The 12542-nt window shown below is 51.7% G+C and carries 9 protein-coding genes and 1 tRNA gene; 5 read left to right on the plus strand and 5 right to left on the minus strand.

Features of this window, described 5'->3' with window-relative positions; genetic code table 11:
• Window position 1: 1 nt before the first annotated feature.
• The 5 genes from clpX to G535_RS0109390 all read left to right on the plus strand — a co-directional run bounded on the left by clpX (window position 2) and on the right by G535_RS0109390 (window position 6433).
• A complete protein-coding gene (clpX, locus tag G535_RS0109370) occupies window positions 2–1273 on the plus strand; it encodes an ATP-dependent protease ATP-binding subunit ClpX (protein ID WP_026861826.1) in 1272 nt (423 codons plus the stop codon).
• A gap of 144 nt (window positions 1274–1417) precedes the next feature.
• Window positions 1418–3766 (plus strand): endopeptidase La, encoded by a 2349-nt coding sequence (gene lon, locus G535_RS0109375; RefSeq protein WP_026861827.1) that lies wholly within the window; start codon window positions 1418–1420, stop codon window positions 3764–3766.
• Between the two features lie 302 nt (window positions 3767–4068).
• Entirely contained in the window at window positions 4069–4341 is a 273-nt protein-coding gene (gene hupB / locus G535_RS0109380) for a nucleoid-associated protein HU-beta (RefSeq protein WP_026861828.1), read from the plus strand.
• Window positions 4342–4348: 7 nt separating this feature from the next.
• Window positions 4349–4425: transfer RNA gene (locus G535_RS0109385), tRNA-Asp, on the plus strand.
• A 109-nt stretch (window positions 4426–4534) separates the two neighbouring features.
• Window positions 4535–6433, plus strand: coding sequence for a SurA N-terminal domain-containing protein (locus tag G535_RS0109390; RefSeq protein ID WP_026861829.1), 1899 nt, complete (start codon window positions 4535–4537; stop codon window positions 6431–6433).
• 49 nt (window positions 6434–6482) lie between these two features.
• Here G535_RS0109390 and G535_RS0109395 read toward each other — a convergent pair whose 3' ends face one another.
• The 5 genes from G535_RS0109395 to G535_RS0109415 are packed head-to-tail and all read right to left on the minus strand — an operon-like array spanning window position 6483 to window position 12541.
• Window positions 6483–8252 carry a BatD family protein gene (locus G535_RS0109395; protein WP_126775141.1) on the minus strand — a complete coding sequence of 590 codons (1770 nt, stop codon included), beginning with the start codon at window positions 8250–8252 and terminating at the stop codon, window positions 6483–6485.
• Entirely contained in the window at window positions 8246–10099 is a 1854-nt protein-coding gene (locus tag G535_RS0109400; RefSeq protein ID WP_051207116.1) for a VWA domain-containing protein, read from the minus strand. Before G535_RS0109400 ends, G535_RS0109395 begins: the two co-directional genes overlap by 7 nt.
• Window positions 10096–11085 carry a vWA domain-containing protein gene (locus tag G535_RS0109405; RefSeq protein WP_026861832.1) on the minus strand — a complete coding sequence of 330 codons (990 nt, stop codon included), beginning with the start codon at window positions 11083–11085 and terminating at the stop codon, window positions 10096–10098. The genes G535_RS0109400 and G535_RS0109405 overlap by 4 nt, the downstream gene beginning before the upstream one ends.
• Window positions 11082–11570 carry a DUF4381 domain-containing protein gene (locus tag G535_RS13915; protein WP_051207117.1) on the minus strand — a complete coding sequence of 163 codons (489 nt, stop codon included), beginning with the start codon at window positions 11568–11570 and terminating at the stop codon, window positions 11082–11084. Before G535_RS13915 ends, G535_RS0109405 begins: the two co-directional genes overlap by 4 nt.
• Window positions 11570–12541, minus strand: a complete 972-nt coding sequence (locus G535_RS0109415) for a DUF58 domain-containing protein (RefSeq protein ID WP_026861833.1) — start codon at window positions 12539–12541, stop codon at window positions 11570–11572. Before G535_RS0109415 ends, G535_RS13915 begins: the two co-directional genes overlap by 1 nt.
• Window position 12542: the final 1 nt, after the last annotated feature.

A 12542-nucleotide genomic window follows, 5' to 3' on the forward strand; every position in this document is an offset into this window, starting at 1 on the left:
CATGACTGATAAAACCCAAGGTGATGGCGAACAGCCGTTGTTCTGTACCTTTTGTGGGAAAAGTCAGCACGAGGTCCGTAAGCTGATTGCTGGGCCTTCAGTATTTATTTGTGATGAATGTGTCGACCTTTGCAACGATATCTTGGCGGAAGAGATCAAGAATATCGCGCCGAGTGAAGGCTCAGATAAGCTGCCAACACCGCACGAGATCCGTGCGCACTTAGATGCCTACGTGATTGGCCAAGAGTTTGCCAAGCGCGTGCTGGCGGTGGCAGTGTATAACCACTACAAGCGTTTGCAGAACTCTGGCAAGGGTGATGATGGCGTTGAACTGGGCAAGAGTAACATCTTGCTGATCGGTCCAACCGGCTCAGGTAAAACCTATTTGGCGGAAACGTTAGCGCGTTTCTTGGATGTGCCGTTCACCATGGCTGATGCAACCACGTTGACCGAAGCTGGTTACGTGGGTGAAGACGTTGAAAACATTATTCAGAAGCTCCTGCAAAAATGTGATTACGACGTTGAGAAAGCACAACGCGGCATTATTTATGTCGATGAAATCGATAAGATTTCACGTAAGTCAGACAACCCATCGATCACGCGTGACGTGTCAGGTGAAGGGGTGCAGCAGGCGTTACTGAAGCTTATCGAAGGTACCGTTGCGTCAGTGCCGCCACAAGGCGGACGAAAGCATCCACAACAGGAATTCTTGCAGGTCGATACCTCTAAGATCTTGTTTATCTGTGGTGGCGCCTTTGCAGGTCTTGATAAGGTCATCGAGCAACGTGTTAGCGTTGGCGCAGGCATTGGTTTCGGCGCTACGGTCAAAGACAAAGCCGCTGAAGCAATGGCAAATATTATTCAACAAGTAGAGCCGGAAGACTTAGTCAAGTATGGCTTGATCCCTGAATTTATTGGTCGTTTGCCGGTGCATGCAACCTTGCAAGAGCTTGACGAAGACGCTTTAGTGCAAATTTTGCAAGAGCCGAAAAACGCTTTAACCAAGCAGTATGCGGCCTTATTCGACATGGAAGGTGTCGAACTTGAATTCCGTGAAGATGCTCTGCGTGCGATTGCGCGTAAGGCGATGCAACGGAAAACGGGTGCGCGTGGCTTACGTTCGATTGTTGAGGCGGTGTTGTTGGATACCATGTATGACTTACCGTCTATGGACAACGTAACTAAGGTGGTCATTGATGAGTCGGTGGTGACCGGTGACTCCGATCCGATTTTGATTTATCAGGACCAGGAAAAGCAAGTTTCAGGTGAATAAACCTATCGTTTAGTGCGATATTTGTGCAAAAAGGGCCGATAAGGCCCTTTTTTTGTGCAAAACATTGAACTTTCTCTGTACGACCTCATATTAATGGTTAAGATGAATTGAATTCAGTTAGTGTCATCGAACTTGGAGACAAATATGAGCGAAACACGGGTTGAACACCTTAGTATTCCAGTTTTACCGCTACGTGACGTAGTGGTGTACCCGCACATGGTCATTCCGCTTTTTGTCGGCCGCGAGAAATCAATCCGTTGCTTAGAAGCTGCGATGGCAAATGATAAGCAGATTTTCTTGTCTGCCCAAAAAGACGCGAGCATTGACGAGCCTGAAGAGAAAGATATTCATACCATTGGTACGGTCGCCAATATTCTTCAGTTGTTAAAACTACCTGACGGCACTGTCAAAGTGCTGGTAGAAGGGAGTCAGCGTGCGGCCATTGATGTGTTTGAAGCGAACGAAGACTTTTTTCGAGCCAAGGTGCATTACCTTGAATCGGAAGCGATGGCCGACAAAGAAGAAGAAGTGATGATCCGTTCGGCGGTGAATCAGTTTGAAGGCTATGTGAAGCTGAATAAAAAGATCCCACCAGAAGTACTCACTTCATTATCAGGCATTGAGGAAGCGGATCGTTTAGCCGATACCATGGCGGCACATATGCCGTTAAAGCTAGATGACAAGCAGAAAGTGCTTGAAGTCACTGATGTGCGCGAACGTCTTGAGTACCTGATGGCGCTCATGGAAGGCGAAATTGACCTGTTGCAGGTGGAGAAACGCATTCGCACGCGGGTCAAAAAGCAGATGGAAAAGAGCCAGCGTGAGTACTATCTGAATGAGCAGATGAAAGCGATTCAGAAAGAGCTTGGCGAAATGGAAGACGGCCCAGACGAGTTTGAGGCGCTAGAGAAGAAGATTCAAGATGCCAAAATGCCTGAAGAGGCGGAGCAGAAAACGCGCGCTGAATTACAAAAATTAAAAATGATGTCGCCAATGTCTGCGGAAGCAACCGTAGTGCGTGGCTATATCGATTGGATGGTCTCAGTACCGTGGAAAAAGCGTTCACGGATCAAAAAAGATCTCGCCAATGCAGAGAAAATTCTTGATGCCGACCATTATGGCTTAGAGAAAGTCAAAGAACGTATTTTGGAATACCTAGCGGTACAGCAGCGTACCAGTAAAGTGCGCGGCGCGATTTTGTGCCTTGTAGGACCTCCTGGGGTAGGTAAAACCTCGTTGGGGCAATCCATTGCGAAGGCAACCGGTCGTAAGTACATTCGGATGGCTTTAGGCGGCGTTCGCGATGAAGCTGAGATCCGCGGTCACCGTCGTACCTACATCGGCTCGATGCCGGGCAAGTTGATCCAGAAAATGGCCAAGGTCGGTGTGCGTAACCCGCTGTTTTTGTTAGATGAAATTGACAAGATGGCGTCGGACATGCGAGGCGATCCAGCATCAGCGTTACTGGAAGTGTTAGATCCTGAGCAAAACGTTAATTTTAACGACCACTATCTTGAAGTGGACTACGATTTGTCTGATGTGATGTTTGTCGCGACCTCGAACAGTATGAATATTCCAGGCCCATTGTTGGACCGTATGGAAGTGATTCGTTTGTCGGGCTACACCGAAGATGAGAAGCTTAATATCGCCAAGCGTCACTTGCTACCGAAGCAATTGGATCGCAATGGTTTGAAAGACAAAGAGCTGTTGATCAAAGATGATGCGATTCTTGGCATTATTCGTTATTACACGCGTGAAGCTGGGGTGCGGAATCTCGAGCGTGAAATTTCACGCTTGTGCCGGAAAGCTGTGAAGAAAATCGTACTCGATAAGCGCTTGAAGAAGGTCGAGATTAATGGCGACAACCTGAAAGACTATTTAGGCGTGCAGCGCTTTGATTACGGTAAAGCGGAAGAAAGTAATCAAGTCGGTCAAGTGACCGGTTTGGCCTGGACCGAAGTCGGTGGCGATTTGTTGACGATTGAAGCAACAAACGTGGCAGGTAAAGGCAAAATCACCTCGACCGGTTCACTGGGTGATGTGATGCAAGAATCGATTCAGACCGCTCTTACCGTGGTGCGTAGTCGCGCAGATAAACTTGGAATCCCAGATGATTTCCATGAGAAACGCGATATTCACGTACACGTGCCAGAGGGGGCAACGCCAAAAGACGGACCAAGTGCGGGTATCGCGATGGTTACCGCCTTGGTGTCATCGCTCACTTCGATTCCTGTCCGCGCCGATGTGGCGATGACTGGTGAGATTACCTTACGTGGTGAAGTGCTGGCCATTGGCGGGCTCAAAGAGAAGCTGTTGGCGGCACACCGTGGTGGCATTAAGCATGTACTGATTCCGAAGGACAACGAACGTGACCTGCAGGAAATCAGTGACAATGTCAAAGGTGACTTAACCATTCAACCGGTGCAGTGGATTGATGAGGTGTTGGCGGTCGCATTGGAGCGTCAACCAAGCGTGAAATCTGCAGATTCATAACGGTAAAATGCGGCCTACAGGCCAGTAACATCGCTGTAGGCCGCATTCTTTCGTTAAAAAATTTGTGAAAAAGGGTTCTCAATCGAAAATCTTGTGGTAGCCTAGGGAAAAGTGAGTGGTCAGGGACAACCAAAACCTAGCTCTGACAAGGCACTTGAGAAGACAGGGATACGTAAAAGTTGTCGGAGACCTGTTGGAATCGCTTGAATCGATAGTTCAAGCTTGTTATAACCGTGCTGGCCCATTTGAAAGCCAATGGAACCATGCAATATCTGATAATAACAATCTAAGGGGATGATACTGTGAACAAGTCTCAGTTAGTTGACAAAATTGCAGAGGGAGCAGAAATTTCTAAAGCTGCTGCAGGTCGCGCTCTGGACTCTTTCATTGAAGCAGTAAGCGATGCTTTGAAAAAGGGTGATTCAGTACAATTAGTAGGTTTCGGTACTTTTGCAGTGCGTGAGCGTTCAGCTCGCACTGGCCGTAACCCACAAACTGGCCAAACGATTCAAATCGCTGCGGCAAAAGTACCTTCTTTCAAAGCAGGTAAAGCGTTGAAAGACTCAGTAAACTAATCACTGCGGAGCGGTAGTTCAGCTGGTTAGAATACCGGCCTGTCACGCCGGGGGTCGCGGGTTCGAGTCCCGTCCGCTCCGCCAGCGAATAGAGAAAGTAACCCGAAGCTTGTCTTCGGGTTATTTTTTTTTCGCGTAATGAGATAAAATAGCGCGCGGGAAAAACAGAACACTTTTTGAGGTTAGAAACATTATGTTGGATAAGATTCGGGAAGGCTCGCAAAGTTTGTGGGTGAAAATCTTCCTTGTCTTGATTGCACTTACTTTCGCGTTAGCTGGTATCGGTGGTTATATTGCCAATCAACCTGAGCCTGCTGTGGCAAAAGTAAATGGTGAAGACATTACACAAGCCGAGTTTGATCGTGCTGTTGAGAGTGAACGCGCGCGCCAGAAACAGCAGTTGGGTGATTTTTATGACCAGCTTGCGCGTGACCCACGTTTTACGCAACGCATCCGTTCGCAGGTCGTCAATGATTTAGTTAACCAGAAACTCCTTGAGCAAGCTGCTAGTGAGAGTGGTTTACGCGTCTCATCGGCACAAGTGAAAGCGGCGATTGCCGACATGGCGAGCTTTAAAGTTGCGGGGCAGTTCGATAACGATCTTTACCTGACCTCATTGCGTAGCGCAGGCTATACCCCTGAAAGCTTTGCTCAGGCACTTCGTGGTGATCTTGTCACACAGCAATTCGTGCAGGGCGTCATTGCCAGCGAATTCGTATTACCGAGTGAAGTTGATGCAACGCAACAACTGATTGGCCAAACGCGTAGTGGGGAGTATGCCGAAGTCGCACTAGCGGATTACCTTGAGCAAGTTGAGGTTGCCGATGAAGATGTGCAACTGTGGTACGAAGCGAACCGTCAACTGTTTGCTGTACCTGAGCAAGTCAAGGTTGCTTATGTGACGATTGATGCGGGTGAATTAGCTGAAAACGTCGAGATTTCTGATGAAGAAGTTACGGCGTACTACGAAGGCAACAAGAACCGTTACGGTACAGAACCGCAGTATCGCTTTTCACATATCCTCATCGAAGCTGGTGACGATGAAGCGGCAGCGAAAGCTGAAGCCGAAGCTTTATTGACTGAACTACAAAATGGCGCGGAGTTTGCAGCGTTAGCCAAAGAGCATTCTGATGACGTGTTCTCAGGTGAAGCGGGTGGTGATCTCGACTTTATCCAGAAAGGCACCATGGATGAAGACTTCGAAGCGGCTGCATTTGCGCTCGAGAACGTTGGTGATATTTCTGAGGTGGTGGAAAGTAGTTTTGGTTATCACATCATCACCTTGACCGACGTCAAAGAAGGCTCGGTAACACCGCTTGCAGAGGTACGCAGTGAAATCGTTGCGAACCTGCAAGAACAGCGTGTGAAGCAAAGCTATTATGAATTACAGCAGCAAGTTTCTGAACTCGCGTTTGAAATTCCAGATACCTTTGAGCCGATTCAAGAAGAGTTAGGCTTAACAGCCAAAGAAACTGACTTCTTCAGCCGTAACAATGCACCTGCGCCATTAAATAGCCCAGCAGCACTTGCTGAGTTATTTTCAGATGTGTTGATTGAAGAGCAGCTGAACAGCGAGATCATTGAAGTTAGCGACACCACTTCAGTGGTCGTGCGTGTGCTTGATTATAAAGAAGAAACGACCCAGTCGTTAGATGAAGTGCGTGATCAAGTGGTGGAAAACGTACGTCGTGAACAAGCACAACAGCTTGCTCAGGAAGCGGCGGATGCCTTAGCGCGCCAGCTTGAAGCCGGTGAAGCAGACGCAAGTGCCTTTACTGCGCTTGAGAATGTCGCACGTCAAACCGTTGACCATCCACGTGGTGTCACGCAACTGTTGTTCGCGATGAGCGTACCTGCTGCGGACAGCGTCGCTGTTGATACGGTAAGCCTTGCCAATGGTAATATTGCCGTGGTGGCATTGCGTAGCATGCAAGCAGGTGAAGTCAGCGCAGCACAAGCGGCGCAATTGAAAGACCAATTGCAGAACAACGTGATGGACGAAACCTATCGTGCCATTATTCAAGCGTTGCGTGCGGATGCTGACGTTGAGATTTTGCTTAGTTCAAGTCAGACAGAAACCGAAGACAATTAATTCTGCTGACGGATGAAAAGAAAAAGGGCTGGTTTGACCAGCCCTTTTTTTATGCCTGTGGGTAGAGCTTCGGGAGGCTCGCATCATCCCCTTTGGCCTGGTGTTGACGCTTTGCCTGTAAGGCGGCTTGAATGGCTCGCCAAAGGGCTTTTCCTTCATGCCAGCCTTGTTCATTTACCGCAGCGTAACGGCAGCGCTGCAAGTGCTCCAGTTGGCCACGGAGCGGGGCATGGTTAAAGTGCGCAGCGAGTTGCTGAAACTGTTGTGAAGGGAGTTGTAAGCCGTCGCGCATCCATTGCTTCAAGGCGAGCTCAGTGGCTTTGGCATCGTTTGCGAGACAGGCCTGTTTGAGCTGATTCAAATTAAAACGCGGTGGCTCTGCTGCGGCTTGGGCGTGTTGCGCACGTTGTTGTTTGCTTCGGCCGAATAACCACGCCAGGGTGGCGAGCCAAAGTACCACTAGCACCGCGGTCGCGACTTGCCAATAAATGGTCGTAGTGCGCCCTGTTGTGGCGGTTGGGGATTCGCTCGAGGTATCCGTATCCGCGGCGGTAGGCTCTGTTTGTGTGGCAGCCGGTGCCGGTGTGCTTGGCGTGCCAGTGCCCGGCGCGACACTCAACTGTTGTGCTGGTGCGGTAGCGGTGGCGGTCTGGCGCAAAATGGTATTAAACCAAGGTACCGTCAGGGCAGGGATGTCAAGGCTACCTGCCTGATGGGGGATCACCGCAACGCGTAACGTTTGCTGTGAGACTAAGCTGCCATTGCGTTGCGTCATGGCCGACTCAGGTGTTTCTGGATAGACACTCGCGTTAGCGATGGCCAAATCTTTTACCAAGGCATCGAGCCGTGGTAACTGATCGGCATTTGGACCTACCGCAGTGAGGCGATAGGTAAAGGTGATTGGTTCACCTTGGGTTATTTGTAATTGCGCATTGCTATCTTGCGTGCTGGCCTCATTGCCAACACTTACGGCAAGACTCACTAATTCGGCTGGCAGCCAGGTTTGTGTGGCCGGCCAATCGCTGGGGGTGGGGAGCACGTTCAAGGTGATGTCAGTGGCGGCTGTGGTGATCGACTTGGTTGCCGAAAAGGTCGGGAACATGGTGCGTTGACTGTCGACATTGATTTGCCCTTGGAACATCGGACCGCGGATCACTTGTTCACCTGAGCGCTGCGGGATCACCACGAAGCGGCGCGTGAAGACCTGAAAGAGGCGTCCATCGATAACTTCTGTCGTGTCTTGGTCCGAACCGATTTGACGAATATCCGCATCGTCTAACTGCGGGGGAATGATATTGCCACTATGGAGGTTAGCCGCCAGGTACAGTTTTGCTGTCACATCTACCTGCTCTTGCACGTACACTTCTTCGCGACCGAGTTCGACGCGCATAAAGGCCTGACGTTTCTCTTGCAGCTCTGGGTCATCGGCAGCCAATACTGACAAGCTAATGCTATTGCTGGTCACGCCAGCTAAGGTGACTGGGCCTAGGGTATAACTGCCTAGCTGATTCGGAGCTTTAATAATACTGCGAAAGGTTTGCTGACGCGTGGTTTCACCATTGATGATTTGGGTTGAGGTACTGCTCGAGGTGCCCATCACTTCCATGCTTTCCAGTACTTCGGCAGGTTGCCATAACGCATCGTCAATAAAGGTATCGACGGTAAGCGTAAAGACAAAGGTGTCGCCTGCTCCGACCGGGTTTTTATCCACGCTAATGATCACTTCAGAAGCTGTGGCTTGCGCGGAGGCACTCGGACTACAGGTCAAAATGACCGTAAAGACGACGATAAAAAAGGTACGGATCATTGTGGTTACCACTGTTTGGTTACTCCTTGCGGCGGCCGCTCATGGGCGCGTCGGCGGGCTTCTTGTCGCATTTTGGCTTCGAGCAATGGAGCTGGGTTATCATCGATACGGTTCAGCCATTGCTCCATTTGCTGACGTTGCTCGTCGCTGATGGGGTCGCCATTCGCCCCAAGTTGTTGCTGCGCCTGCTCGTCACCTTCGGCGTCACCGTCTTTTGCCTGCTGCGATTCAGCATCGCGCTGCTGCTCTGGCTTGCGCTGGCCTTCGTTGTTGCTTTCCGGCGGTTGCTGTTCTGGTTCGGCGTCGCCAGGCGCGTTCGAGCTACTGTTATCGCTAGAACCTGATTGCCCGCTTGATGATGGTTGCTGATCGTCTTGCCCTTGGCCGTCACCGGCGCTTTCGCCTTGCTGCTGATTTTGTTGTTGCTGTTGGCGTTGTTGTTCCGCCAATGCCTCGGCAATGTCGAGGTTGTTCTTTGCTTGGGTCAGCTCTGGGTTGCGTTTGAGCGCCTCTGCATAAACGTTTGCAGCTTCATCAAAGCGATTCAGGTTCATCAAGCTATTGCCCTGATTGTAATAGCCTTCGGCACTATCGAGTTGAGAAAAATCCATGAGTGCCTGTTCGTAATTTCCGCGCTTGTAGTTGGCGGTACCACGTTGCCAGGCGTCTTCGGCAATTTCTGCTGCGCGGTCGTAGCGCTGTTGTTGCAGAGCTTGGTCAGCTTGCTGATAAGGGGTTTGCCAAAGCTGCTGATGCCAGGCAAGCCCCTCATCTGTGGCGGTATCTGTCGTTTGTGCGAGCGCACTGGGACTGTGCCCTAACAAACTGCCGGAGAGGCAGACGAGCAAGACACCTTGGAGTGCGCCTCGACGCATAAATGGCAGTAATAAGAGAACGGCGAAGGCCAGCAGCCAAGGTCCCATATCAAACCAAGCATCGCCTTGTTGCTGGCTATTGCTATCGCTGCTGTCGCGACTTAATGGCGGCATACTACTCAGCGTCTCGAGATCGCTTTGATCTCGACGCAATTGGGTAAAGCGGCCGTTGGACAGATTCGCCAGCGTTTCCAGCCGTGCTAGCTGTACTTTGGGGATCACCACGTCACCGTTACGTTCGCGCATCAACTTGCCGTTGGCCAGCTGAATGGGAGCGCCGTCTTCAGTGCCTACGGCCATTACGGCAAGACGGTGAGGGTGGTTGCGGACAAAGTTGGTGAGGTCACGCTGATCGCTACTATCAATGCCGTCAGTAAACCAGTAAATATCGCCTTGCACATAACCTGCCTCGCGCAGCAATTGATCAGCAAGCTCCAGTGCGGCTAGCGGATAACTGCCTTGGCTGGGCATCAGATCAGGGTGCAGGGCGCGAATTAAGTTGCCAAGGTTACTCGCATCTGCGGTGAGTGGGCTAATGACAAAAGCGTCACCTGCGTATGCAATTAAGCCGGTTTCACCATCAAGTCGCGTATCTGTAAGCTCCATGGCTTTATAACGCATTTGTGTGAGGCGGTTCGGGGCTAAATCAGTCGCTAACATGGAGCGTGACATATCAAGAACAACGACCTGTCCTGCTTGCAGTTGATAGACAGGTTGCGGCTTTTTCTCCCATGCAGGTCCGGCGAGTGCAAGCACTAACAGACTCAGCACTAGCGGTGCCAGCCAGAAAACGCCGTTGCGGTGGCCCTGACGTTGTTGCGCGAGCATAAGGTCAGCCAAGTGTGGCGCCACCACTTGCTGCCAACCGGTCCGACGTCGCTTGCTGCGCCACAACAGAAGGAGTAGCACAACTGGCACGATCAAGCCGAGCAGCCACCAGGGCCGTAAAAAATGAAATGCGACAAGCATCGCCTCAAAGGTCATGCTGGCTGCCTCCCTAACTGTCGGAGCAAGGGGCCGACAAACAAGCCACTGAGAACCACAAAGGCAACGCTGACCGGCCAGTAAAATAACTCGGTTTGCGGGCGGCGTAATTGTTCGTCACCTGCCACAGGTTCATAGGCATCTAGTTTGCTGTAGATGGCCTCTAATTCTTCGGTGCTTCGCGCGCGGAAATATTCGCCACCGGTTGCTTCAGCAAGACCGCGGAGCATCGCTTCATCTAGGTCACGACTTGGGTTCACGGTGCGCTTGCCAAAGAAACTATCAACCACGACTTCTTCGGCACCAACACCAATGGAATAGACTTTAACACCATAGGCCGCGGCCAATTGCTGGGCTTTACTCGGTGAGATGGAGCCTGCGGTGTTTTGGCCATCGGTGAGCAGAATCAGAATACGCTGGACGTCATCGTTGTCACGAAAGCGCTTTACCGCCAAGCCGACGGCGTCGCCAATTGCCGTGCGCTCGCCGATAAGGCGTAGCTCGGCTTCCTCAAGCATGGTGGCGACGCTATTCAGATCGTAAGTAATGGGCGTTTGCACGTAGGCCGTATCGGCAAACAAAATAAGGCCAAGCTTATCGCCTTGACGGCGAGCGATAAAATCGCTGACCACATGCTTGACCATGGTTAAGCGATTGACTTCTTTACCATTCAGTTGCATGTCGGCAATTTCCATACTGCCGGATAAATCGACCGCGAGCACCATTTCACGTGCTTCACTGCGAATTTGCACAGCTTCACCGAGCCATTGTGGGCGGGCCAGGCCGACCACCAATAGCGTCCATGCCAGTAGTGCGAGCCAAGTGCGCCAAGCAGAACCTGTGTGGTGCAGTTGGGCTTGTTGTGCTTCGGCGAGCACGGGCAGTTTCAGCATGGAGTAATGCCGTTGCTGTGCTGGTCGTACCCACCACACGAGTGGCCCGAGGAGCCAGATGAGCCCTAACCAAGGCCAAGCAAAAGAAATCATTGTTCACCTCCAACGACCGCGGCATCGTGCTTTGGAGGTAAAGCGTGGCGTAGCCAATAGCGTGCAAAGGCCAGATAATCTGCCGTTAGTTCGCTCGGTGCAGGGCGTGGCGCGAAGTTGCAGCGCGCCACCTCTGTCAGCAGCGGTGCATAGTCATCGCCAGCATTGGCGCTTAATTGGGCAAGCAAAAAGTCATGCCAGGCTTTGCCACTGAGGTGTGCCACAATGGGCTCTGGATAGTAAGCGTAGCAGGCACGCTTGAGTAGCAAATTGATGTCACTGAGCGTCATTGCACCATGCAGGGCGTTGATGGCTGCCCGGCGTGCGCGACGGCGTCGCGTATAGCGCCGTACGGCAATAGCAATCAGGGTGATCAGCGCAATACTCACCAGCGCAAGCACGTACCAGCCTGGCGCGAGTGGCCACCATGATGCCGCTGGGGCAGCAACAATATCATTTAGATCGTTTAAGCTTGGGGTGGTCATTAGCGCATCACCTCCGGCCATTGTTCTTCGAGCGCGATGGCGGCACTAAAGTGGCGCAACCTAAGGTTTAGTTGCTTAAGTTGGCGCTGCAGCTGCTGCTGTTGTTGCTGGGCTAGTTGGGCATAGCGTTGGCGTTGCGCGGTATCGCCGGCAGCGAAATAGCAGCTCTGTTGATGGTCCGTCATGGCGATATTTTCAGCGCGTAAACAGTCAGGGATCTTGTGCTCTAACGGGTCACTGCATTGGATCGCTTGCATTGAGCAATGCCGTTGCAAGGCCTGTATGGTGTTAAAGGTATCGGCGTTGGTATGTTGCCAATCACTCAAGACGTGCACAATGGTGCCCGGTTTTGCGACTTGTTGCGCGCGGCGTAGAAGTTCGTTCAAGGTATCGGTTTGCAGTACTGCGTGGCTCTGCCACTGCTGTAGGCTCTCGTTTTGCAGCTCGACCAATTGGTGCAAAATACGTAATACACCGTGTTGTCGTGCTTGTGGGCGAACTTCGATATGGCGCGCATTGTAACCGATGATCGCACCGACCCGATCACCGCGTTGCGTCGCTTGCCAGGCGAGGGCGGCGGTGATGTGGCAGAGCTGGACACTTTTCAGTAGCAGCTGGCTACCCACATGTGTGGTCGGCGATAAGTCGACGACAAACAAGATGGGGCGCTCGCGTTCTTCGCGAAATAATTTCGTATGCGGGCTGCCAGTTCGCGCGGTAACGCGCCAGTCGATGGCGCGCACATCGTCGCCAGCCTGATAGTGGCGTACCTCGTCAAACTCCATACCGCGGCCACGGGTTTTACTGAGGATGGCGCCACTTTGTGCCTGCGGTGGGTGCAAGCGTCGGTGCTGGGCAAACGCGGCTACTTTACTGCGGTAGTACATCAGCTCAGCAGTGCCGACGTGCACGCCGTCACTTTGCCAGAGTGCTAGCCAATCCGTTGCTGTGGTGGTCGATGCAAGGCTCACG

Origin of the sequence: Pseudidiomarina sediminum DSM 21906 (genome assembly GCF_000423165.1) — a bacterium.
In the GTDB taxonomy this organism is placed as follows: Bacteria; Pseudomonadota; Gammaproteobacteria; order Enterobacterales; family Alteromonadaceae; genus Pseudidiomarina; species Pseudidiomarina sediminum.